The organism is Xanthomonas translucens pv. cerealis (genome assembly GCF_006838285.1).
Lineage (GTDB): Bacteria > Pseudomonadota > Gammaproteobacteria > Xanthomonadales > Xanthomonadaceae > Xanthomonas_A > Xanthomonas_A cerealis.
Genome location: NZ_CP038228.1, coordinates 4,139,915 through 4,163,091, shown reverse-complemented (window position 1 = coordinate 4,163,091; position 23,177 = coordinate 4,139,915). Strand labels below are relative to the sequence as shown.

General features: G+C 68.9%; 23 protein-coding genes. 13 read left to right on the top strand and 10 right to left on the bottom strand.

Annotation, left to right across the window (positions count from 1 at the left end):
- Window position 1: 1 nt before the first annotated feature.
- From E4A48_RS18385 to E4A48_RS18365, 5 genes are all read left to right on the top strand, one after another.
- Window positions 2-670: a TadE family protein gene (locus tag E4A48_RS18385; protein ID WP_142742913.1), complete on the top strand. Its 669-nt coding sequence runs from the start codon at window positions 2-4 to the stop codon at window positions 668-670.
- Window positions 670-1,278 carry a hypothetical protein gene (locus tag E4A48_RS18380; protein ID WP_142742912.1) on the top strand — a complete coding sequence of 203 codons (609 nt, stop codon included), beginning with the start codon at window positions 670-672 and terminating at the stop codon, window positions 1,276-1,278. The genes E4A48_RS18385 and E4A48_RS18380 overlap by 1 nt, the downstream gene beginning before the upstream one ends.
- Window positions 1,279-1,409: 131 nt before the next feature.
- On the top strand, window positions 1,410-2,441 hold the full coding sequence (locus E4A48_RS18375) for an OmpA family protein (protein WP_260607997.1): 1,032 nt from the start codon (window positions 1,410-1,412) through the stop codon (window positions 2,439-2,441).
- 347 nt (window positions 2,442-2,788) lie between these two features.
- Window positions 2,789-3,733, top strand: a complete 945-nt coding sequence (gene panE / locus E4A48_RS18370) for a 2-dehydropantoate 2-reductase (RefSeq protein WP_142742911.1) — start codon at window positions 2,789-2,791, stop codon at window positions 3,731-3,733.
- A gap of 429 nt (window positions 3,734-4,162) precedes the next feature.
- Window positions 4,163-4,675 carry a hypothetical protein gene (locus tag E4A48_RS18365; RefSeq protein ID WP_142742910.1) on the top strand — a complete coding sequence of 171 codons (513 nt, stop codon included), beginning with the start codon at window positions 4,163-4,165 and terminating at the stop codon, window positions 4,673-4,675.
- Window positions 4,676-4,854: 179 nt separating this feature from the next.
- Here E4A48_RS18365 and E4A48_RS18360 read toward each other — a convergent pair whose 3' ends face one another.
- Window positions 4,855-5,652 (bottom strand): TatD family hydrolase, encoded by a 798-nt coding sequence (locus E4A48_RS18360; RefSeq protein WP_142742909.1) that lies wholly within the window; start codon window positions 5,650-5,652, stop codon window positions 4,855-4,857.
- Between the two features lie 110 nt (window positions 5,653-5,762).
- On the opposite strand from E4A48_RS18360, the gene hrpB reads away from it, so the two are divergent.
- Together hrpB and E4A48_RS18345 are read left to right on the top strand one after the other, a co-directional pair.
- Window positions 5,763-8,375 (top strand): ATP-dependent helicase HrpB, encoded by a 2,613-nt coding sequence (hrpB, locus tag E4A48_RS18350; RefSeq protein ID WP_260607996.1) that lies wholly within the window; start codon window positions 5,763-5,765, stop codon window positions 8,373-8,375.
- 114 nt (window positions 8,376-8,489) lie between these two features.
- A complete protein-coding gene (locus E4A48_RS18345) occupies window positions 8,490-8,891 on the top strand; it encodes a hypothetical protein (protein WP_053835068.1) in 402 nt (133 codons plus the stop codon).
- Between the two features lie 193 nt (window positions 8,892-9,084).
- On the opposite strand, the gene E4A48_RS18340 is transcribed toward E4A48_RS18345, so the two are convergent.
- A complete protein-coding gene (locus E4A48_RS18340) occupies window positions 9,085-9,621 on the bottom strand; it encodes a pseudouridine synthase (RefSeq protein ID WP_142742908.1) in 537 nt (178 codons plus the stop codon).
- A 160-nt stretch (window positions 9,622-9,781) separates the two neighbouring features.
- The gene (locus E4A48_RS18335) at window positions 9,782-10,639 is read right to left on the bottom strand and encodes a class I SAM-dependent methyltransferase (RefSeq protein WP_039006340.1); all 858 of its coding nucleotides are present in this window, start codon (window positions 10,637-10,639) and stop codon (window positions 9,782-9,784) included.
- Between the two features lie 177 nt (window positions 10,640-10,816).
- Between E4A48_RS18335 and E4A48_RS18330 the strand changes: the two genes are divergently transcribed.
- The gene (locus E4A48_RS18330) at window positions 10,817-11,776 is read left to right on the top strand and encodes an aldo/keto reductase (protein ID WP_058195893.1); all 960 of its coding nucleotides are present in this window, start codon (window positions 10,817-10,819) and stop codon (window positions 11,774-11,776) included.
- Window positions 11,773-12,819, top strand: a complete 1,047-nt coding sequence (locus E4A48_RS18325; RefSeq protein ID WP_142742907.1) for an NADP-dependent oxidoreductase — start codon at window positions 11,773-11,775, stop codon at window positions 12,817-12,819. Before E4A48_RS18330 ends, E4A48_RS18325 begins: the two co-directional genes overlap by 4 nt.
- Before the next feature lie 75 nt (window positions 12,820-12,894).
- Here the strand turns inward: E4A48_RS18325 and pcaD are convergent, their stop codons facing one another.
- Both pcaD and E4A48_RS18315 read right to left on the bottom strand, forming a co-directional pair.
- Window positions 12,895-13,674, bottom strand: a complete 780-nt coding sequence (pcaD, locus tag E4A48_RS18320) for a 3-oxoadipate enol-lactonase (RefSeq protein WP_039006344.1) — start codon at window positions 13,672-13,674, stop codon at window positions 12,895-12,897.
- A gap of 142 nt (window positions 13,675-13,816) precedes the next feature.
- Window positions 13,817-14,305, bottom strand: a complete 489-nt coding sequence (locus E4A48_RS18315) for a nuclear transport factor 2 family protein (RefSeq protein WP_039006347.1) — start codon at window positions 14,303-14,305, stop codon at window positions 13,817-13,819.
- A gap of 655 nt (window positions 14,306-14,960) precedes the next feature.
- Between E4A48_RS18315 and E4A48_RS18310 the strand changes: the two genes are divergently transcribed.
- Window positions 14,961-15,278: a hypothetical protein gene (locus E4A48_RS18310; protein ID WP_039006348.1), complete on the top strand. Its 318-nt coding sequence runs from the start codon at window positions 14,961-14,963 to the stop codon at window positions 15,276-15,278.
- A 94-nt stretch (window positions 15,279-15,372) separates the two neighbouring features.
- Here the strand turns inward: E4A48_RS18310 and E4A48_RS18305 are convergent, their stop codons facing one another.
- The 4 genes from E4A48_RS18305 to E4A48_RS18290 form a co-directional block, all read right to left on the bottom strand.
- Window positions 15,373-16,260 (bottom strand): alpha/beta hydrolase family protein, encoded by an 888-nt coding sequence (locus E4A48_RS18305; protein WP_039006349.1) that lies wholly within the window; start codon window positions 16,258-16,260, stop codon window positions 15,373-15,375.
- 2 nt (window positions 16,261-16,262) lie between these two features.
- Entirely contained in the window at window positions 16,263-17,354 is a 1,092-nt protein-coding gene (locus tag E4A48_RS18300) for a DUF3182 family protein (RefSeq protein ID WP_058195894.1), read from the bottom strand.
- Window positions 17,355-17,385: 31 nt separating this feature from the next.
- Window positions 17,386-17,586, bottom strand: a complete 201-nt coding sequence (locus E4A48_RS18295; RefSeq protein ID WP_080763405.1) for a hypothetical protein — start codon at window positions 17,584-17,586, stop codon at window positions 17,386-17,388.
- A 158-nt stretch (window positions 17,587-17,744) separates the two neighbouring features.
- Window positions 17,745-18,197 (bottom strand): hypothetical protein, encoded by a 453-nt coding sequence (locus E4A48_RS18290; RefSeq protein ID WP_052235022.1) that lies wholly within the window; start codon window positions 18,195-18,197, stop codon window positions 17,745-17,747.
- Window positions 18,198-18,646: 449 nt separating this feature from the next.
- Here E4A48_RS18290 and E4A48_RS18285 point away from each other — a divergent pair, with 449 nt between their 5' ends.
- The 3 genes from E4A48_RS18285 to E4A48_RS18275 all read left to right on the top strand — a co-directional run bounded on the left by E4A48_RS18285 (window position 18,647) and on the right by E4A48_RS18275 (window position 21,839).
- Window positions 18,647-20,269, top strand: coding sequence for a SulP family inorganic anion transporter (locus E4A48_RS18285; protein ID WP_142742906.1), 1,623 nt, complete (start codon window positions 18,647-18,649; stop codon window positions 20,267-20,269).
- Window positions 20,270-20,487: 218 nt separating this feature from the next.
- A complete protein-coding gene (locus E4A48_RS18280) occupies window positions 20,488-20,889 on the top strand; it encodes a hypothetical protein (protein WP_260607995.1) in 402 nt (133 codons plus the stop codon).
- Window positions 20,890-21,023: 134 nt separating this feature from the next.
- Window positions 21,024-21,839: a DUF2884 family protein gene (locus tag E4A48_RS18275; protein WP_058195890.1), complete on the top strand. Its 816-nt coding sequence runs from the start codon at window positions 21,024-21,026 to the stop codon at window positions 21,837-21,839.
- A gap of 114 nt (window positions 21,840-21,953) precedes the next feature.
- On the opposite strand, the gene E4A48_RS18270 is transcribed toward E4A48_RS18275, so the two are convergent.
- Complete coding sequence (locus E4A48_RS18270; RefSeq protein WP_039006352.1) at window positions 21,954-23,141, bottom strand: putative peptide maturation dehydrogenase; 1,188 nt, start codon at window positions 23,139-23,141, stop codon at window positions 21,954-21,956.
- Between the last annotated feature and the right edge of the window lie 36 nt (window positions 23,142-23,177).

The following is a 23,177-nucleotide window of genomic DNA, read 5'->3' as shown; positions in this document are numbered from 1 at the left end:
CATGAAAGCACGCGTCCGCGCACCGCGCAGCCGCTCGTCGATACGCGGCCAATCCATGGTGGAACTGGTGATCATCACGCCGGTGCTGTTGTTCCTGTTGTTGGCTGTTATCCAGGCGGTACTGCTGTACCGGATGAAGTCCACGCTCGATTACGCCGCGCTGCTGGCCGCGCGTGCCGGCGCGGTGAGCGGGGTGGATCGCATGCAGATGCGCAACGGTTTGGCCAAGGGCATGATGCCGCTGTACGCGCACGACACCGGGCAGGCCGCGCTGGAACTGGCGTACGGCAAGGCGTTGGCCGACCTTACGCTTCACGGCCACATTACCGTCATCAATCCGACCCGCGCCGCGTGGAACAACTTTCGGGAGCGCCAGTACGACGGCCGCTATGCGCTGCCCAACGACACGCTCGCCTATCGCAGCGACGCGGTCGGCAGCAGCGGCGTCAACGTCCAGGACGCCAACATCCTCAAGGTCAAGGTGGTCTATGACGCGCCCTTGGTCGTTCCTTTCGTCGGCTGGGTGCTGGGAGGAAAGTCGGAATATCTGAAACCTGACACGTTCGAATCGTCCACGCTCCCAGCTTTCAGCAAGCGCCTTCCGATCGAGAGCTACGCCATCGTGCGCATGCAGTCGCCGATCTATAAGCAGGGGAATCTGGACCAGTGATGCAGAGATTTCCACTGCTGGCCTCGGTTGCGCTGCTGTGCCAGGCCATCGTCGGCGCGGCCTGCGCCGCGGATGGCGCCTTGTCCGGCGTGGCGCAGGTCATGACCAATCAGTTGGGCAGCCTGAGCCGGATCCAGCCGCGCGGCGCCTCGCAGCTGGTGACGGTCTATTTTCGCGACGATGCGCTGCGCATCCAGCTCAAGGATGCCAGCGGCACGCCGTATGCGCTGATCCTGGCGAAGGACGCGCCAACCGGCTGGATCGTCGGCCAGCAGGGCGGCGCCATGCCGGTGCCCGGCATGCGCTGGCCGCTGCGCTTCGACCCGGAACACCCCTGCGCGGGCCTGGGCATCTTCGCCGACTGCCGGCGTAGCGACAGCGGTCTGCGTGCAGGCCGGCCCGCGGTGCAGTGGCGCTATCGCCTGGTCAATCCGGGCGGCCCGGGAATGACCCGGCAGGGCACGATGTGGCTGGACCGCGAGACCGGCCTGGTGCTCACCTACCGCAGCAAGACCGGACTGGAGCAACCTCAGCAATGGGACATCCAGCGCGTCGAGTACGGCCCGCAGGCGGATGCGCTGTTCCAGCCGCCCGACCTCGCGCGCTGATCCAGTCTTCGCATGCTGCTGCGCGGTGCACCGCGCGCAGCCGGTCGAGGCGGGTTCGTGGTTCCGCGGCAAGATCGACCGATCCCGCCGTTACACTATTTTCGTTCGTCCCCCGACCAAGGAGTATCTCTGTGAAAAAAGCAGTAGCGGCGACGTTGGCACTGGCCATCATGGCGAGTCTGAGCGCCTGCAAGAAGCATGAGCAGGCTGCCCATCCAGACGATCAGGCAGCTCCCCCCGCGACGACCGCCAGCGGCGCGCGGGAAACTCCCGCGCAGCGCGCCGCCGTCAGTACGGCATTCGACCCGGCCAGCCTGCCGGTGTCCAGCGCGCCGCTGGGAGACTTCCCGTACATTGCCCTACCCAGCGGCTATGTCGCGGGAGCCACACCAGATATTGCCGATTTCGATCAGGTGCCGTTCTGGACCGGCGATCGCCTGCAGCCGGTCGAGGGCAAGGTCTGGTCGGCGCACATCGACGCGGCGCAGGGCAAGACCTTCTCCGACCTGGAGTTGGAACGCAACATCGAGGCTGTCGTCACCGCGCTCGGCGGCAAGAAGATCTTCGATGGCAAGCTTACTGAAGCGGCTACTCAGAAGATCAAGGAATGGCCGCGCAATGTCGCAAGCAAGTACAACAGCGGCCTGGGCGATATCTGGAACAACCCCGCGCAGGTCTTCGTCGTACATCGCGCCGATCGCGATATCTGGATCCACCTGTGCAGCTACCAGTTCGGCGGCGGCCTGCTGATCGCCGAGACCAAGCCGCTGCAGGTCACCGCCAGCCTGCTGCCTGCCAGCGAACTGAAGACGCGGATCGACAAGACCGGCAAGGTCGCGCTGCACGTCAACTTCGCCACCGACAAGACCGACATCCTGGCGGATTCGCAACCGCAGATCGCGCAGGTCGTGCAGTTGCTCAAGCAGGACGCCGCACTGAAGCTGGCCGTCAACGGCTACACCGATGGCACCGGCGACCCCGCGCACAACAAGACGCTGTCGGAAGGCCGGGCCAAGGCGGTCGTCGCCGCCATTACCGCCCAGGGTATCGATGCGGGCCGGCTGTCGTCTGCTGGTTTCGGCGACGCCGACCCGGTAGCCGACAACGCAACCGAGCTGGGCAAGTCGCAGAACCGCAGGGTCGAACTGGTCAAGCAGCCCTGAGTGCGCGAAGCGCTGCGGCGCCCCGTCGCGGGTGATGCCGGTGCATTCGGCGCGGCTTTACGGAGGCTGCGCCGAGCCCCCATGCGGCCGCCGGCTGGCGCTATCCATCCGCCACGCAGGGACCCGACGGCACCACCAGCGGCACGCTGTGGTTGGACAGCAGCGGCCTGTTGCCCGGCGATCGCGGCCGCATCGGCACGCGTCGCGACGAACGCAGCCTGCGTGGGGATGCGGTCAGCGACGCGCCCGTGCCCGCCGAGATCTTCGCCAGCCGGATGGCTTGCGCACGCCGCACGCGCGCGACGCATCACACTGAACCAGGCCGGCGCCACTGCTACCATCGGCGCATGCGTATCCTGATCCTCGGCGCCGGCGCGACCGGCGGCTACTTCGGCGGACGCCTGGCCCAGGCCGGTGCCGACGTCACCTTCCTGGTCCGTCCGGCGCGGGCCGAGCGCCTGCAGCGCGACGGCCTGCGCCTGCGCAGTCCGCGCGGCGATGCCGACATCGCGGTGGCCACGCTGACCGCGGACACGCTGCCGACAACCGCTGCCGCGCAGCCATTCGACCTGGCGATCCTCAGCTGCAAGGCCTACGACCTGGACAGCGCCCTGGACGCGCTGGCGCCGGCGATGGCCTACGGCACCGCGTTGCTGCCGATCCTCAACGGCCTGCGCCACTATCCGCTGCTGGACACGCGCTTCGGGGCCGACCGTGTGCTCGGCGGGCTGTGCTTCATCAGCGCCACGCTGGACGCGGACGGCAGCATCCGGCATCTGGCCAAGCCAGCCTCGCTGACCTTCGGCGAGCGCGACGGGCGCGGCGCCGACAGCGCACGCGTGCGCGATCTGGCCGCCACCTGCACGCAGGCCGGCATCGACCATGTCGCCACGCCGCGGATCGCGCAGGAACAATGGATCAAGTACACCTTCCTGACCGCGCTGGCCGCGGCCACCTGTCTGCTGCGCGCGCCGACCGGCCGCATCGTCGCCAGCGACGACGGCGTGGCGCTGCTGCACGGGTTGTATGCCGAATGCACGGCGGTCGCTGCCGCCGCGGGCGAGCCGGTGCCGGACGCGGCGCAGGCCAACGCGCTGCAGTTGCTGACCCAGCCCGGTTCGCCGATGAAGGCGTCGATGCTGCGCGACCTGGAAGCCGGGCAGCAGGTGGAAGCGCAGCAGATCGTCGGCGACATGCTGGCGCGCGCCCGTGCCGCCGGCCATGCCGCGCCCTGGCTGATGGCCGCTTATTGCCATCTGCAGGCCTATCAGGCGGGGTTGGCGGAACGCTGACGCCGGTGCCGGCGTGGCGACGCCTGGCACGCTGCGCGTTGCCACAGCCGCCGCACGGCCTCTGCCGCCTCACGGTCGCGGGATGCGGCACGCCGCGATGGATGATGCGCAATGCATTTTGCGGCAACGGCTTCAGCCGCGACGCGCGGAGCCATGCGCTTGTCCGCCCGGCAGGCGTCGGGACTGAAGTCCCTCCCACAGTGGCTCCGGCCGACGATCGCCGCGCCACGCCTCTTGTGCAGCGCCGGCCAGCCAGCTCACGGCGCGCGTCCGGTAATCGCTGCAACCGCGGCAACGCCGTGCGGAGGGAACGCCTTCCGCGCATTGGGACATGCGCCACTGGCCGCCGCCCCGCCCCTGGGGCACACCTTCGCGCGCCGCTGACGTCCGCGACGCCTATGCTCACCGACCTGACCACGGCGAATGGCGATGAAGTTCATGGAAAAACTCTTCCGCGGCGGCCATTTCGTCATCATCCTGCTGTTCCTGCTGTGCGCCGCCGGCCTGGTGGCGATGGCGGTGCTGGAGCTGTGGCACGGCCTCACCCCCGGCGGCGACCTGGTGATCCGCGACCGCTTCAACGTGGTGCTGGAGGCGATCGGCCTGCTCACCGTGGCGCTGGTGACGCTGGAACTGGGCCAGACCATCTTCGAGGAAGAAGTGCAGCGCGACGTCAAGATCAGCGGCCCGACGCGGGTGCGCCGCTACCTGTCGCGGTTCTTCGTGGTCATCGTCATCGCCCTGGCGATCGAGACGCTGGTGTCGATCTTCGAACTGATGCACGACGACCCGGCCAAGCTGCCCTACGCCACCGCGGTCGGCCTGTGCGCGGCGCTGTTGCTGATCGCCTGGGGCGTGTTCGTCAAGCTCAACCGCAGCGCCGAGGAACTGGAGCCGGAAGCGATGGCCGAGGCCAAGCGCGAGGACGCGCAGGTCGAATAGCGCGGATGCGCGCCATGGGAAACCGGCAGGCCATGACCCCTGTAGGAGCGGCTTCAGCCGCGACAGGGGTCCCCGATAATGCCGGTCGCGGCTGAAGCCGCTCCTACAAGATTCGGCACAGGACAGGCACACATCGCCACCCACAACGGCGATCGCCGCAGCCGGGCGGCGGACTCCGCTCACGCGGCGGCGGGCAAGCGGAAGAACCCGCGCGCAGTGGCGGTGGTCGACGCCGCGGTCGCCGCCACGTCCTCGCCGCGGTCGCGCGCCAGTTCCTCGGCGATGTGCGCCAGGAACGCCGGCTCGTTGCGCCGGTCCTTCGGTAGCGGCTTGAGCGTGCGCGGCAGCAGGTACGGCGCGTCGGTCTCGATCATCAGCCGCGATGCCGGGATGTTCCTCACCAGTTCGCGCAGATGCGCGCCGCGGCGCTCGTCGCACAGCCAGCCGGTGATGCCGATATACCAGTCGCGGTCCAGGTAGTCGAACAATTCCTCGCGGGTGCCGGTGAAGCAATGCACCACCGCCGCGCCGAGCTTGCCGTCGAACTGGCGCATCAGCGCCAGGAAGTCCGCATGCGCGTCGCGCTGGTGCAGGAACAGCGGCTTGCCGGTGTCGGCGGCCAGCTGCAGCTGGCGCTCGAAGGCGCGGTGCTGCGCCGGGCGCGGCGCCAGGTCGCGGAAGTAGTCCAGCCCGCACTCGCCCACCGCCACCACCTCGGCCTGCGCATGCAGCGCGCGCAATTCGGCGTCGCACTCGGCGGTGTACTCGAGCGCGTGGTGCGGATGCACGCCGGCGGTGGCGTAGAGGAGGCCAGGATGCTGCTGCGCCAGCTGCAACGCCAGCGGCGAGTGCTCGCGGCTGGCGCCGGTGACCACCAGCTGCGCGACGCCGGCGTCGCGGGCGCGCTGCAGCACCGCGTCGCGGTCGCGATCGAAGGAGTCATGGGTGAGGTTGGCGCCGATATCGATCAGAGTCATGCGCAGATGCCGAGGAAGCCGGGCAGGAAAGCGGAGGATTGTACGGGGCCGGCGCTACCCGCGAGATAGACGCGCTCTACAGCGGCGCAGCCGATCCGTATCCTTGGCCGATGGCCTCTCCCGTTTTTCCGATCGACCCGCTGCTGCCGCAGATCCGCGACAGCCTCGCCGCGCATCCGCGGCTGGTGCTGGAAGCCCCGCCCGGCGCCGGCAAGACCACCCAGGTGCCGCCGGCGCTGCTGGACGCGCCGTGGCTGCAGGGCCGCCGCATCGTGATGCTGGAGCCGCGCCGGGTCGCCGCGCGCAGCGCCGCCACGTTCATGGCCCGGCAGCGTGGCGAGGCACCAGGCGAGACCATCGGCTACCGCATCCGCTTCGAAAACAAGGTGTCCGCGCGCACCCGCATCGAGGTGGTCACCGAAGGCATCCTGACCCGGATGCTGCAGGACGACCCGATGCTCGACGGCGTCGGCGCGCTGCTGTTCGACGAATTCCACGAACGCCATCTGGCCGCCGACCTGGGCCTGGCGCTGGCGCTGGACGTGCAGGCCCAGGTGCGCGAGGACCTGCGCATCGTGGTGATGTCGGCGACGCTGGACGGCGAACGCCTGGCGCAGTTCCTGGACGCGCCGCGGCTGTCCAGTGCCGGCCGCAGCTATCCGGTGGAGATCGCGCATTTCCCGGTGCGGCGCGAGGAAGCGCTGGAAGCGCAGACCCGCCGCGCCATCGAACATGCGCTGCAGCAGCATCCCGGCGACGTGCTGGTATTCCTGCCGGGTCAGCGCGAGATCGCGCGGGTGCAGGCGGCGTTGGAAGCGGCCGGGGTGGGATTGGGCGTGCTCGCATCAGGGGCCACTTCGGGCGCTCTCTCATCCAGCACCGTTTCGGGCGTACCCTCATCCGGCGCTGCGCGCCACCTTCTCCCAGAGGGACAAGGGAGCGGTGTCGATGTTTTGCCGTTGCATGGCGAGCTGCCGGTCGAGCAGCAGGCCAAGGTGCTGCAGCCCGATCCGCATGGCCGCCGCCGCGTGGTGCTGGCGACCAACGTGGCCGAATCCTCGGTGACTCTGCCCGGCGTGCGCGTGGTGATCGATGCCGGGCTGGCGCGCGAGCCGCACTACGATCCCAACAGCGGTTTCTCGCGACTGGACGTGACCGCCATCGCCCAGGCCTCGGCCGACCAGCGCGCCGGCCGCGCCGGCCGTGTCGCCTCGGGCTGGGCCTACCGGCTATGGCCGCAATCGCAGCGCCTGGAGGCACAGCGCCGCGCGGAAATGTTGCAGGTGGAACTGGCCGGGCTGGCGCTGGAACTGGCGGCCTGGGGCAGCGATGCGTTGCGCTTCGTCGATCCACCGCCGGCCGGCGCGCTGGCCGCCGCGCGCGAGCTGCTACAGCGGCTCGGCGCCTTGAGCGAGAATCATGCGATCACCGCGAGCGGCCGGCGTATGCTCGCGCTGGGCACACACCCGCGGCTGGCGGCGATGCTGCTGGCCGCGCCGGATGCGCGGGCGCAAGCGCTGGCCTGCGACCTGGCCGCGCTGGTCGAGGCGCGCGACCCGCTGCGCCAGGGCGGCGACGCGCTGGCGGCGCGCTGGCGCGCACTGGCCGGGTTCCGCCGCGGCCGCGCCCCACACGACGCCAACCGCGGCGGCCTTGCCGCGATCGACGCGGCCGCCAAGCAATGGCGGCGGCGCCTGCGCAGCGACGCCGCCGCGCCGGACAGCGTGGAAGCGCACGAACTCGGCGACCTGCTGGCCCACGCCTTCCCCGACCGCATCGCCACCCGGCATCCGGCCGATCCGCTGCGCTACCTGCTGGCCAACGGCCGCAGCGCGCGCTTGTTCGACAACAGCGACCTGCGCGGCGAGCCGTGGCTGGTCGCCACCGAACTGCGCTACGAGGCCAAGGACGCGCTGCTGCTGCGCGCCGCGCCAGTGGACGAGGCACGGCTGCGCACGGATTTCCCGCAGCGCTTCGTGCAGCAGGACGTGGTGCGCTGGGACGCCGAACGGCGCGCGCTGAGCGCGCTGCGCGAAACCCGCTTCGAGCGCATCGTGCTCGACAGCCGCCCCGCCGGCCGCGTCGATCCGGCGCATGCGGCGGCGGCGCTGACCGAGGCGGTGCGCGAACTCGGCCTGCAGGCGCTGCCGTGGAGCGAGCCGCTGAGCCAGTGGCGCGCACGCGTGGTCGCCCTGCGCACGTGGATGCCAGAGCTGGGCTTGCCCGATCTCGGCGACGCAGCGTTGCTGGAAAGCCTGGACGCTTGGTTGCGCCCGGCTTTCGCCGGCAAGACCCGGCTCGACGCGCTGGGCGAAAACGACCTCGGCGAAGCGCTGAAGTCGCTGCTGCCGTGGGACCAGCGGCAGGCCGTCGATCGCCACGCGCCAACGCGGATCACCGTACCCTCGGGCATGGAGCGACGCATCGATTACGCGCTCGACCACGCCGGCCAGCCGCAACCGCCGGTGCTGGCGGTGAAGCTGCAGGAACTGTTCGGCCTGGCCGACACCCCGCGCGTCGCCGACGGCCGCGTGCCGCTGCTGCTGCACCTGCTCTCGCCCGGCGGGCGCCCGCTGCAGGTGACCCAGGACCTGCGCAACTTCTGGTCCAGCACCTATCCGGAAGTGAAGAAGGAAATGAAGGGCCGCTATCCCCGCCACCCATGGCCGGACGATCCATGGACCGCCACCGCCAGCCATCGTGCCAAGCCGCGCGGCACCTGATTTCCCGCAGCGGCGCATTCAGCCGGCAGACGATTCCACAGCGGCGCGCTAACGCGGTCTATACGGTGTCCAGGGGACACTGCGTTCCTTATTCCTGCCAGTAGGGACGCCCCCATGAGCAAGCTCACCATCATCACCGATCGCGCACTGGATCTCGCCAGCCATGCCGGCGACAGCCTCCGTCACATCGGGCCGCAGGCCAACAAGTGGTTGCACTCCGGCGCGGCCATGGGCGCGCTCAAGACCGGTGCGGCACTGGGTGCGGTGAAATCCGGCACCAGGGTCGCGCGGACCGCGGTACGGCGCAATCCGGTCATCGCGATCGCGGCGGCCGCGGTGGGCGTGGGCCTGCTCGGCTATGCGATCTACCGCAAGCGCCAGCGCGACAAGAGCGCGCCGATCGAAGGCGATTCGCAGCGCATCGAAGCCAGCAAGCGCGGCAATGCCGGCGCCCGCCGTTCGGCTGCACGCACCTCGCGCCGTGCCACGGCCGCGCAGGACGCCACCGAAGAATAAGCACCGCGGCAGCGTCGCTGGCGACAGCGACGCCGCAGAAAACAGCGGCCGGGACGACGTTCCGGCCGCTGTTTTTTTGCGCGCCGCCTCGATGCACGCGACCCGCTTCTGTAGGAGCGGCTTCAGCCGCGACAGATCGATCGGTAAAAGCGTCGCGGCTGAAGCAGCTCCTACAAGGGCGTTGCTGCTGGCGCTACAGCGCCCGCCACGCGCCCGGCGCCAATCCTTCCAGCCGGTGCGCGCCGATCGCCGCACGCACCAGACGCAAGGTCGGCAAACCGACCGCGGCGGTCATCCGCCGCACCTGGCGGTTGCGCCCCTCGCGCAGCACGATCTGCAGCCAGGCATCGGCCACGGTCTTGCGGAAGCGTACCGGCGGATCGCGCGGCCACAGCGCCGGTGCCGTCTCCAGCAGGCTGGCCTGCGCCGGCGCGGTCGGTCCGTCGTTCAACACCACGCCATCGCGCAGCCGCTGCAGTTGCTCCGGCTGCGGCACGCCTTCCACCTGCACCCAGTACGTCTTCGGTTGCTTGTGCCGCGGATCGGTGTAGCGGTGCGCCAGCGCGCCATCGTCGGTCAGCAGCAGCAGGCCTTCGCTGTCGTAGTCCAGCCGTCCCGCCGCGTATACGCCGGCGGGCAGGCCGAACCCGGCCAGCGTGCGCCGCGGCGGTGCGCTGCGATCGGTGAACTGGCACAGCACATTGAACGGCTTGTTGAACGCGATCAGCATTGCGGCAGAGGCAGGCGGGCGGAGGGAAACGGAGCGGACAGCACGACACACTGCACCGCACAGCCCGGGCGCATTCTCCCACGCGCGCTCCCCGCTCCGCTCGCCGTCGCTATCGCCATCGCCTCCAGCCCGCGCAGGCCGCGGGCATGGATTGCACGCGTTACGGCTTGACGAACTTCAGCGTCATCCGGTCGCTCTCGCCGATCGCCTTGTACTTGGCGTCGTCGGTGGCAGCGTGGTCGTTGCTCGGCGGCAGCGTCCACACGCCGCCCGGGTAGTCCTTGCTGTCGCGCGGGTTGGCGTTGAGCTCGCTCTTGCCTGCCAGCTTGAAGCCGGCCGCCTCGGCCATCGCGATCACCTGCGCCTGACCGACATAACCGCTCTTGTCGTCGGCCGGCACATCGGCCTTGGCCCGGTGCTCGACCACGCCGAGCACGCCGCCGGGTTTGAGCACCGCGTAGAAGCCCTTGAACATGCCCTCGGCCTGGCCGGACATGCGCCAGTTGTGCACGTTGCGGAAGGTCAGCACCAGATCGGCCGAGCCAGCCGGACCCAAGACCGGCGCGGTCGGCGAATACGCCACCAGCTTGGCGCGGTCGTATTGCGACGGCGCGGCGGCGAACTTCTGCTCCAGCGTCGCGCGCGCTTTCTGTTGATAGTCGCGGCCACGCCCTTCCGGCACCGCGGTCGGATCGACCACCGCGGCAATGTACTGGCCGCGCTCGCGCAGATACGGCGCCAGGATTTCCGCATACCAGCCGCCGCCCGGAGTGATCTCGATCACCGTCTGGGTGGGCTTGATGCCGAAGAACGCCAGGGTCTGCCCGGGGTGGCGATAGGCATCGCGCTCGACATAGACGCGGTCGCGCCAACTGCCGTCGATGGCGGTCTGCAAGGCCGCATCCGGCGCGGGCAAGCTGGCGCTGTCGGCAGGCTTGATCGCCTGTGCGGCCGGGATCGTCAGCGTCGCGGCAATGGCGAGGGTACAAGCGCAGGCAAGCGTGGTGCGAAGGCTCATGGCGTCTACGTCCGTTATCGATGTGAGGCGAGCCTAGCATGCATGTCCGCGCCCCCGAATGTTGTCGTCGCGTTAGCGCGAATCACACAAACGGAACGCTGTTTTCGCGACCATCGCCGCGATACCGAAACCTCGGGCGACTATCCTGTCGCCCTTCCCCACAGCGGAGCGTTCCCCATGCTGCACACGCGCGAACTCGGCCGTTCCGGCCTGCACGCGGCGCCGCTCGCCTTCGGCGGCAATGTGTTCGGCTGGAGCGCCGACGCCAAGACGTCCTTCGCCTTGCTCGATGCCTTCGTCGATGCCGGCTTCAACCTGATCGACACCGCCGACGTATATGCGGCCTGGGTACCCGGCAACCGCGGCGGCGAATCGGAAACCATCATCGGCCAGTGGCTCAAGCGCAGCGGCAAGCGCGACAAGGTGCTGATCGCGACCAAGGTCGGCAAATGGGCCGAACGCCCGGGCCTGTCCGCCGACAATATCGCCGCGGCGGTGGACGAATCGCTGCAGCGCCTGCAGACCGACGTGATCGATCTGTACCAGGCCCACGAGGACGACGAGTCGGTGCCGCTGGAAGCCTCGCTGGCCGCGTTCGGGCGACTGATCGAGCAAGGCAAGGTGCGCGCGATCGGCGCTTCCAACTACAGCGCCGAACGCCTGGCCGAGGCGTTGAAGGTGTCCGCGCAGTATGGTTTGCCGCGCTACGAGACCTTGCAGCCCGAGTACAACCTGTACGACCGCAGCGGCTACGAAAACGGCCTGGAACCGCTGGTGCGCGAGCAGGGCCTGGGCACGCTCTGTTACTACGCGCTGGCCCGTGGCTTCCTCAGCGGCAAGTACCGCAGCCCCGCCGATGCGACGAAGAGCCAGGCGCGCGGCGACAGCGTGATCGCGCGTTATCTCAACGCGCGCGGCCTGCGCATCCTGGCCGCACTCGACGACATCGCCGGCAAGCATTCGGCCACGCCGACCCAGGTCGCCCTGGCGTGGCTGATCGCACGTCCCGGCATCGCCGCGCCGATTGCCAGCGCCACCAGCATCGAGCAATTGCAGCAGTTGCTGGCAGCCGCGCGCCTGGCGCTGTCGGCCGACGATCTCGCGCAACTGGATTCTGCCAGCAAGGAAACCGTATGAGCACCGCTTCTCACACCACCCGCGTGGTCCTCGCCTCGCGTCCGCAAGGCGCGCCGACCGCACAGAATTTCCGCATCGAACAGGCGCCGCTGGCCGTGCCCGGCCCCGGCCAGGTGCTGCTGCGCAACCGCTGGCTGTCGCTGGATCCGTACATGCGCGGGCGCATGAGCGATGTACCCTCGTACGCGCCGCCAGTGCAGTTGGGCGAAGTGATGGTCGGCAGCACCGTCGCCGAAGTGCTGGAATCGCACCATCCCGACCTCAAGCCCGGCGACCTGGTGCTGGTGCAGAGCGGCGGTTGGCAGACGCATCTGGTGGCCGATGGCGCCGGCCTGCGGCGCAAGCTCGATCCGCAGTCGCCGCTGCCGCCGAGTACCGCGCTCGGCGTGTACGGCATGCCCGGTTTCACCGCCTATGCCGGCCTGCACGAGATCGGCAAGCCGCAGAGCGGCGAAACCGTGGCGGTCGCCGCCGCTACCGGCCCGGTCGGCGCCAGCGTGGCGCAGATCGCCAGGTTGCGCGGCGCCAAGGTCATCGCCATCGCCGGCGGCGCCGACAAATGCCGCTACCTGCGCGAGGAACTCGGCGTGGACGTGGCGCTGGACCATCGCGCCGCGGATTTCGCCGAGCAACTGCGTGCCGCGGCGGCGGACGGCATCGATGTCTATTTCGAGAACGTCGGCGGCCACGTCTTCGACGCGGTGCTGCCGCTGCTCAACGATTTCGCGCGGGTGCCGGTGTGCGGCACCATCGCCACCTACAACAACAAGGGCGACTTGCCGCCCGGGCCGGATCGCCTGCCGGCGCTGATGGGCCAGGTGCTGCGCCAGCGGCTGACCCTGCGCGGCTTCATCGTCGGCGATTTCGTCAAGCTCTATCCCGAGTTCCTGCGCGAGATGGGCGCATGGCTGGCCGACGGCAGCGTGCGCTACCGCGAGCATGTCGTGCACGGTCTGGAGAACGCGCCGCAGGCCTTCATCGACATGCTCGGCGGCGGCAACTTCGGCAAGCTGGTAGTGCAGCTTGATGAGCACCGGGATTAGGGATTCGGGGTTGGAGAGCCTGCGCTGCGTGGTCGCGACCAAGCGGCGACTGTGTCTGCAGCCCGGCCGCTCCGGCTATTGCAACAGGAAACGCAGCAGCGCGTCGTTGAAGGCGTGCGGCGATTCCACATTGCACAGATGCCGGCCATGCACCTGGGCGAAGCTGCCGCGCGCCGCCTGCGCGGCGATCGCCTGCAGATCGGCCGGCGGGCAGACCGGATCGTCGTGTCCGGCCAGCGCCAGCAGCGGCGTGGCGATCTCGCCCAAAGCGCCACGGAAGTCGGCGCTGGCCACGGCTGCGCAGCAGGCCGTGTAGGCCTGCGCATCGGTGCTCAGCAAGCGCGCCAGGATCGCCTCCACCGTCGCCGGCTGCATCTCGACGAAGGCCGGGGTGAACCAGCGCTCGCGGGTGCCGGCGAGCAGCGGCGCCAGTCCGTCGGCCTGCACCTGCGCGATGCGCGCCAGCCAGCCATCCTCGGTGCCGATCCTGGCCGCGGTCGCGCACACGCTGAGCGTGTGCAGGCGCGCGCCGGCGTGGATGCCCAGCCACAGCCCGGTCAGCCCGCCGATCGACAGGCCGCAGAAATGGGTGCGCTCCACCGACAGCGCATCGAGCAATGCCAGTACATCGCCGGCCAGGTCCTCGATCCGATACGGTCCCGGCGCGGCGCTCGAGGCGCCGTGGCCGCGGCGGTCGTAGCGCAGCACCCGGTAGTACGGTGCCAACGCGTCGATCTGCGCGTCCCACATGTGCAGATCGGTGCCGAGCGAATTGCAGAAGGTCAGCCATGGACGGCCATCGCTGCCGTCGATGCGGTAATGCAGGTGATGCGTCGGAAGCTCGATGAACGGCATGGCGGCGATGTCTGCTAGGGAGGGAGACGCGCGCGACCGGCGGCCGCGATCGGCGTCTGCGAGTCTAGCCTGCTCATGCCCTGCCGGCATGCCCGAGCCGTCGCTGCGGGCCGCAGCAGCGCTGCGGCCCGCCCGGTCTAGGTCACTTGGTCGCAGGATCCCAATGCTCCTGGATCTTGCCGTTCTGGATGCGGAACATGTCGAACCAGGTGGTCGTGTAGGTCTTGGTGGGGTCCTTGGGATCGGGCAGCGTGCTTACCGATACCAGGGTCACGTAGTCGCCCTCGGCAAGGATCGCCACCAGCGGCAGTTGCACGCGCGGCTTGATCGGCTGCGGTTTGACGAACGCGGTCAGGAACTGCAGGAACGCATCGCGGCCGTCGGCAACGTTCGGATTGTGCTGGATGTAGTCCTTGGCCATGTACATCGGCGCGTACTCGGTGTGCCCGGCTTCGAACACGATGCGCCAGAAGTCGTAGACCAGGCGCTTGTTCGCCGTGGTCCGGCCATCCGATCCCTGCAGCAGCTGCTGATGGTTGGGATTGGCGGTGACCGCGGTTTGCGCGAACGCGGAGGCGGCGGGGAACGCGAGCAGCAAGGCGAGGAGAGACGCATACAGACGAATTTTCATTTCGATGGCTCCATGGGGAAAATGGCTTGATCGCAGCTTCCATCCAGTGACCGAAACGTAAGTGACTGGCGGCTGCAGGACGCACCGTGAGCCTAACAGTGCGCATGGCGCCAGGTCGGCCATGGGCAATGAAAAATCCGGCGATTTGCCGATGAATTTTCCTGCTCTGCGGAGCCGACCACAGTAACCAAAACACCAGAATTGGAAACGGATATCGACGAATCCGTTGCTGCACGAAAACAGGGAAGTTTTGCTCGCGAGGCGCGCAAGCGCCGCGTCCACGTGGGTGGCGGGAATCGCTTCGACGCAGGAATTGCCGTTTCGAAAGAAGCCGCAATCGGGAAACTGCATTCGATAGCAACATGGCGTCAGCGAGCGCGGCCTGATGGATCGCAACCGGCGTTTCGAGCGTGGCAGCACGCGCGGCGTGTACCGCCTGTTCGACGTTGCGTCGGATATGCGGCGGCCTTGTTCGACGATCGGCACGCGCGGCAGGCCGAGCCCGGCATGGCGTCGGCTGCGACCGGACGCCTGTCCGCTCATCTCGCTGATCGGTTCAGCGATCGGCGCGCGACGGCGTCGTTCAGGCGCAAAACGCGGGAAATATCCGCTAGGATCGCAGCGACAGGGGGTAGCTTCGAGAGGAATCCTACCCATGCAGACCGCTTCCGCTCTCGCTCGTCCTGCCCACGCTCGGCGCACCGTCGATCTGGAGGCCGAAATGGCCTACTGGCGGCAGGCGCATGCCAATGGCCGCCTCGGTCACCATGGTTTCTCCGACTACGCCTCGCTGCTGAAGATGGGCTACGACGTCTATCTGGCCTATCCGCGCGCCACCGAGGCGCAGCTGTACCGCGTGCTGCAGGAGTCCTATCACCACCTGGCACCGTCGCTTTCGGTGCCGTGGGACGAAGCGCGCTGGCTGGTACGCCATGCCTGGCACCGTCTGCAGCAATCCGGTCGCAGTCACTGACGCCGGGCGCGGCAGATCCGGGACAGGGCATCGCGCTGCCGACTGCAGCGCGATGCGCCCTGATCACACACAGCCATTGCGCCGTGCCAGCGGTTCACCGTGACGGCACGGCCTCGGAGGTGCGTTCCTTGGCCTCGATCTGGCCATGGAATTGCTTGGAACCCTGGCCGGGCGACGTGGCCGCATCGCCCTGCGTGTGCTTGAGGCTCTGCTTGCGCCGCTCGACCACATTCTTGGCCAGCGCCACGCGGCGCCCCACCACCATCTCGGTGAGCCAGTCGATCAGGTAGCGGGTGTATTCGAACTGGTGCTCCTTGCGGTTCAACGCATGGTCGGCGCCCTTGATCGCCCGCGCGGTGAGCGAACGCGCATTGGAGAACGCGGCGGCATAGTTCTTCAGCACCTGGCCCGGCACGATCAGGTCCTGCTCGGCTTCGACCAGCAGCACATCGCCGCGGAAGCGCTGGCACGCGGCCAGCGCGACGTTGTCGTCCGGCGCGATGACGCGGTGCCGATACGGCATCAAGTCCGGATCGCGGTTCAACGCCACCTTCGGACCGTCCCACTGCGCGTCCTTGTAAAGCGCCGGCGAACGCAGCGCCAGCCACTCCACCGGCCGCTCCAGGGTCAGCAGCGAGGCCAGATAGCCGCCGTAGCTCAGGCCCACCACCGCGATCGATTCCGGGTCCACCTGCGGGCAATCCACCAGCCGGTCGTAGGCCGCTTTGATGTCGTCCAGATTCTGCGCGCGCGTCACCGTCTCGCGCATCGACGCCATGCCTTCGTGGCCGCGCAGGTCGAAGGTCAGGCACACGCAGCCCAGGCCGACCGCTTCGCGCGCGCGCACCAGATTGTGATGCTGGTTGCCGCCCCAGCCATGCACGAACAGCACGCCGGGCATGCCGTTGGTCGGAGTCAGCAAGGTGCCGCTCAAGGCGTCGCCGTCCACCGCGATATCGATGCTGGAGAGTTTGGTTTCCATTTTCAGTCTGCAACGCTCACATAACGGTATTTGGTCAGGCGGCCCACGCGCGGATCCTCGCCCGTGTAGTAGACCTCGGCGTCGGCCGGCAGCGCCACTGCACCGTAGCGCTCGACGGTGGCCGCGACCACCGCGAGCAGCACCGGTTCGCGCTGGAAGGCAGCGACCGCGGCCAACTCAGCCGGCGTCGCCCCGCCGATGCGCCAGGACTGCTCGAGTACGCCGCACAGGCGCGTGCCGTCCTGGGTAATGCCGTCGATCACGTCGTAGTTGCGGCGCGATGCGTAGAAGCCGGGATAGGCTTCGGCGACGCAGCGATCGTAGTGGCGCGCCTTCTGCACCGCCTGGCGCTGCGGCGGTGGCACTGCGCGTTCGAGCAGCGCATCCAGCGTGCCGCGGATCACGAACAGTTGCGAGCCACCATAAGTCTGGCGGCCGGCGCCGTCCGCGGTGGGCGATTGCGTGCCGTAATAGGCGATGGTCATGCCAGCGCAGTCCACTTCGCCGACGCTGAAGGTCGTCGAGCGGTCCAGTTGCCGCTCCAGCACCACGCCCTGCTGCGCCAGATCCGCCGCCGCCAACGCGTCCAGCGCGGCGTCCAATGCGGGTGCGTCATGCAGCAACAGTTGGCCCTGCCCGGCGATGCCATGCGGCAACTTCAAGCGCACCTGGCCGTCGCCGCACAGGCGCGCATAGGCCACGCGCGCGTCGGCTGCCGAGAAGGCGGTGTAGCCGGGTACCGTCGCCGCACCCAGTGCGCCGCCGAGCGCATGGTTCCAACCTTGCGGCGCAGCCGCGCCGGGATCGACCAGCGGATGGCTGATCGCCTTGGTGGCGACGAACGCATGCGGCACCACGCCACCGAGCAGGTCGGCCGCCATGCGCACGCCCAGCTGCTGCGCCTGCGCGACAGTCAGGGTGTCGTCCGGCACATGGAAACCGTTCTGTGCCGCGCCTGCATCCTGCAACGGCAGGCGCATCAGCCGCGCCACTTCGGCGGCGATCCAGGCATGCGTCGCGGCCTCGTGCCCGCCGGGCGGATGCAGGCGCACGCTGCAGCGACGGACATGATCGTGTGCGGCAGATGGCGCCATGCGCGGAACTCCGTTCGAGGAGGACAGCAGGTCAAGCACGAACATACCCGTACAGCAACAGACCCAGCACAAGCAACGCCGCCACGGCGAGTAGCCAGCGCGGCACGGCGGCGCGCAGTTGCCGCCACCAGGTGCCGGCTTCCGAGGTACCCGCTGCTGCGGCGAGTGCCGGGTGCGCACGGCGCGGCGGCGAAGCGGACGGCGGCGCGGAATGGCGGGAGGGGACGGCCATACGCCCAGGCTGTCCGCCGCCGCGTTGCGGATGGGTGAACGCAGCGTGGCGGGCGCGTCAGCGACGCGGCGGCAACGAGGCTGGCAGCGCGGCGCGGCGGCGCCGATATGCAGCCTCCGCCGGGCATGGTGGCCCTCTACGTGCCGTAGGCCACCCGCCTACGCCCGCACTGCAGATTTTGGGGCGTCGGCTCCGGCCGACAACCAGCGCGCAGCCACCTGCGCATCGATCCGGTGCTTGCCGGCCAGCGCCTGCATGCCCTGCAGCGTGGCCTGCACCGCGCTGGCATAGCCGCTGCGCCATAGCTCGGCACGCGACTGGCGCGAAGACGCCTCGGCCAGCGCCAGCGCGAAGGCCTGCACACGCGGGTCGGCCAGCGTCGCACGGTCCAGGAACGATTGCTCCGGTGCGATCACGTCCACCGGCGCCAGCCAGGCATCGGCGACCAGCTCGGCCACGCCGACCCGGTGCGACAGCTGATGCATCGCGCTCAGGGTCTCGTGCAGCATTTCCAGATACGCCCACTGCCACAACGCCGCTTTGCGTTGCGGATCGGCCTGGTCCAGCGCGGACAAGGCAGCGTCGACATGGTCGATGCGTAAGTCGTTCATTCGCTGGCGCTCCACGTCGCGCAATCTGCTTGCCACATTCTGCGCGCAAATAGTGAGGAGATTGTGAGCCGCAGCCTCTCCGGCAGTGGGACGGCGCGTTCGGTGATTCGGCCTGGGCAGGCAGGCGATCGGCTGCGAGCAGCCGCATCGGACAGTAGCTTGTTCCGCGCCACTAGGCCGCATGCCGACCTGCAGCGCTGCATCCCCCGCAGCACGCACAAGTGCGAAGCAACGCAAGACCGGCGTAGGCGCGATGTTCTATACTGGCGCGACACGCAGCGCATCGCCGCGCACGCGCTTCAATAGCTCTCCACGCCACGACATGACGCCACCCTGACACCCGCGCCGCGCTTTCCACGCTGTCCCCTTGCGGGACGCCCGGTGTGTTCTGGCTTTCCATTCGTGTAGCGCCGCCCCGCGACGGGCGCGGCGTCAGGAGCGTTTTTCTCGTGAATCTCTATCCCCCGCTGCGCCAGCAATGGTTCGGCAACATCCGTGGCGACGTGCTCGCCGGTTTGGTCGTGGCGCTGGCGCTGATCCCCGAAGCCATCGCCTTCTCCATCATCGCCGGAGTCGATCCCAAGGTCGGGCTGTATGCCTCGTTCTGCATCTGCGTGGTGATCGCCTGCGTCGGCGGCCGGCCAGGCATGATCTCCGCCGCCACCGGCGCGATGGCGCTGCTGATGGTCGGCCTGGTCAAGGAACATGGCTTGCAGTATCTGCTGGCGGCGACGCTGCTGACTGGCGTGCTGCAGATCGGTGCCGGCCTGCTCAAGCTCGGCGCGCTGATGCGTTTCGTGTCGCGCTCGGTGATCACCGGTTTCGTCAACGCCTTGGCGATCCTGATCTTCATGGCGCAGCTGCCGGAACTGATCGGCGTGCCCGCGCTGGTCTACCCGCTGGTGGCGCTGGGCCTGCTGGTGATCTACGGCCTGCCGTGGCTGGCGCAACGCACCTTTGCCGGACTCGGCCTGTGGCTGCTGCTGCTCGGCGCCGCGCTGACCGCCGGCAGCCTCGATGCGCGTGCGCTGTACGCGGTGGCGGCGATCGGTGCCGCCGCGCTGCTGCTCGGCCATCGCTGGACGCGCACGCTCGCATTGCCGCCGCCGCTGGTGGCGATCGTGCTGCTGACAGGCATAGCGCTGTATTTCGGCATCGCGGTGCCCACCGTCGGCGACAAGGGCCAGTTGCCCAACAGCCTGCCGACGTTCCTGCTGCCGGACGTGCCATGGACGTTGGAGACGCTGAAGATCGTGTTCCCGGTGTCGGCGACGATGGCGGTGGTCGGCCTGCTCGAATCGATGATGACCGCGCAGATCGTCGACGACATGACCGACACCCCCAGCGGCAAGAACCGCGAATGCATCGGCCAGGGCACCGCCAACATCGCCAGCGGGCTGATCGGCGGCATGGCCGGCTGCGCGATGATCGGGCAGTCGGTGATCAACGTGAAGTCCGGCGGCCGCGGCCGCCTGTCGGCGCTGGTCGCCGGCAGCGTGCTGCTGATGCTGGTGGTGTTCGCCGGCCCGTGGGTGCGGCAGATCCCGATGGCCGCGCTGGTGGCGGTGATGATCATGGTCTCGATCGGCACCTTCAGCTGGCGCTCGCTGGCGCAGCTGCGCACGCATCCGAAGAGCTCCAGCGTGGTGATGCTCGCCACCGTGGTGGTGACCGTGGCCACCCACGACCTGGCGCGCGGCGTGCTGACCGGCGTGCTGCTGTCGGCGCTGTTCTTCGCGCGCAAGGTCGGACGCATGCTGGACATCGGCAAGACCGAGGACGCCGATGGCGGCCACACCTACCGCATCGGCGGCCAGCTGTTCTTCGCCTCGGCCGGCAGCTTCACCGCCGCGTTCGACTATGCGCACGCGCCGGCGCGGGTCACCCTCGACCTGTCGCAGGCGCACCTGTGGGACATCAGCGCGATCGGCGCGCTGGACAAGGTGGTACTGAAGTTCCGCCGCCATGGCGCGCAGGTGCAGGTGATCGGACTGAATGCGGCCAGCGCGGCCATGGTCGGGGACCTGGGCACGCATCATCGTACCGACGCAGGCGCGGCACCGCTGCATTGAGGCGCACAGCGGCAGCGCTGGCGACAGCGCCTGCGCTGCCGTGTGCAGGTCAGCGAATGGCGTTCGTGTTTCCGTGCCGGTCGATGCGGGAGCAAATGCAGCGCAACGCTGTTGACGCCGCCGCAGCGTGCCATGACGCCACGACCACGCGGCCTTGTTAGCATGCCCCGTAGCGGGCTGCACGCTGCCCGGCGCACCATGGCTGCGAGGATTCGCCGATGCCTCTGCAACACTGGCTGATGCCACCGCACGCCTGGGTCCCCAACCATCCGTTCCTGCCGGTCCTGCTGTACCGCCAGGAGGAAGGCGATGGCGATGCCGCCGGCTTCGAACGCCGCTTCGCCGCCCACGGCTGGCCACCGCAGTGGCGCGATGGCATCTACGATTATCACCACCATTCCACTGCGCACGAGGTGCTTGACGTGGCCAGCGGCAGCGCGCGGCTGGTCATCGGCGGCCCAGGCGGCACCGACACCACGCTGGCGACCGGCGACGCCTTGCTGCTGCCGGCAGGCGCCCGGCACCGAGATGACCCGACGCATCGCCCAGCTGCCGTTCCTACCCAGCGATCCCGTCACCGGGGCGCAACGCCCGCTTCTCCAGTACTGGAAGATGCCTGAGGATCCGGGCTGGATCCACGCGGGCATGCCGGTGCGCCGCGGTGCGGGCATGACTTCCCGCACCCTGACTTCCCGCAGACGACAGGGTGCGGCCCAGCACCGATGCTGCGGTCATCGCCAAAGGAACCGCCGCCATGCGCCTGCTGCTCTCCATGTGCACGCTCTCCCTGCTCGGAGCCGCCGCCAGCGCCGCCGCCGGCCCGCAACTCTCCTCGCAGCAATGCGGTTTCTCCACGCCCTACGACGTCATCGTCGACCGGACCGGCGTCGCCCTGACCCGCAGTGCCGGCACGCCGAAGACCGTGTTCCTGCATGAGGGCCACCTGCAGGTGAACGGCCTCGCCCAGCCGCTCAGCAATACCGATGCGCAGCGCGTGCGGCAGATGGAACAGGGCGCGCAGGCGCTGATGCCCGAAGTGGCCAGCGTCGCCCGCGAAGTGGTCGGCATCACCTTCGATGCCTTCGGCGGTGTAGTCGAAGCGATCACCGGCAGCCGCAGCAAGGCACGCAAGATCGAGCGGCACCGCGACGCCGCCCTCGCCCACCTGGACCGCACCCTGGGCAAGGGCCAATGGCAGAAGGACCCGTTCGACAAGGCGTTCGAGGCCGACGTCAGCGCCGCGGCCGAGGAAATGGCCGGCGCGCTGACCCGCGGGGTGATGTTCGCGGTGTTCACCGGTCGCGCCGACGACATAGAGAAACGCACCGACGCGATGGAGAAGGATATGGAGCGGCGCATGGACGCGCGTGGCAAGGCGCTGGAAGCAAGGGCCAACGCGCTGTGCACGCAGGTCGCGGCACTCGATGCGTTGGAGCAGCAACTGGACTACCGGTTGCCTGGCGGCAAGCGTTTGGACCTGCTCGAACATAACGGCAAGCCAACCAAGCCGGCTGCATCCGACGAAGCGATCGTGGCCGCAACCACAGCGACGCACAGTCAGGCGCACTGAGCGCAGGCAGCGACTAACCGCGGACGGAACCGCAGCTGCAGGGGCGCAGCACCAGTGCGGCGGCCATGCTCGCTGGCTCTGATGGGAAATGCCTCATGCCAGCGCGCGCTCTCGTCAGGGCGATCGGGAGACGCTGGCCTGCCATACCGCGCCGGCCGGATCGAACTCCGCGGTGGTCAATGCAGGCGCCCGCCAACCGAAGCCGCAGACCACCAGCGGCCCTTCGCGTAACGGGTCCATGCCGAATGCCTGCTCGATGTCCACTTCGTTGATCGCCGAGGTCACGAACGCGCCCCACTGCGCCTGCGTCGCGCACAAGTACAGCAACTGCGACAGGTGCCCGATATCCAGCAGCAAGGCTCGATAGGCCTTGGGATGATGCCGATATTTCCAGTACATGCGCGCGTACCGCGGCGCCATCACCACCAGCACCGGCGCATCGGCGAACCAATGCTGACCGGCCACGGCGGTCCGTGCCAGCACGTCCAGCGCGATGTCCGGGGCCGGCAACGGTTCCAAGGCGTGATCGACCGGGTGATAGTGATACACGCCCGGCGCGAGGCCGTGCACGCGCTGCACGATCAGATAGGCCTCGGTGGCGTGCAAGCCGCCGCCGGAGGGCGCGTTCTTTTTCAGGAATGCGGCGACACCGTCGGCCTCGACCCTGACGCGTGCCGCGAACACGCGCTGCATCAACTGCGCGAATGCAACCAGCGGCAACGGCCGCGCGGTATCGAAATTGCGGCAGGTGGCGCGGCGCGCGAGCAGCGCATCGAAGTCGTCCGCGCGCGCGCGCGGCAGCGGCAGGCGTGCGGTTGCCGCGCCGCGCTCGCCCACTTCAGCAGGCGGTGGACCGAGCTTCTCGCACAGGCCCGCCGCGGTGGTCAGGCCATTGGCTTCCATCGCCACGACGCTGTCGCTGCCTTGCCAGCGCCCGAACCGGTGCGCCAGCACGGCCGGCCCCCACCAATAGGCCTCGCGCATGGTCGCATCGCGCTCGGCGAAGCCACCCGGCGCATCGTCGGCGTCGCTCAGCAGCAGGCCGACCTCGAGCAGGCGCGCGCCGGCGGCGGTGCAATGCGACGGCAATGCTTGCGTATCGGTCCAATCGCCCGCACTGAGCGCGCCGAGCAGCTCGCGCTCCAGCGCATCGACCTCCAGCTCCTGCTCCAGATGCGGCGCCAGGGCCACCCATTGCCGCTCGCGCCGCAGTCCGTTGCCTCCTGCCAACAACGAGGCCATATCGAAGCGGCTGACCTCGCGCGGCTCAAGGAACAAATGGAAACAGCGGCGCACATGCATGCGGAAAGACCGATTCAACTGGTAGGCGATTATGCC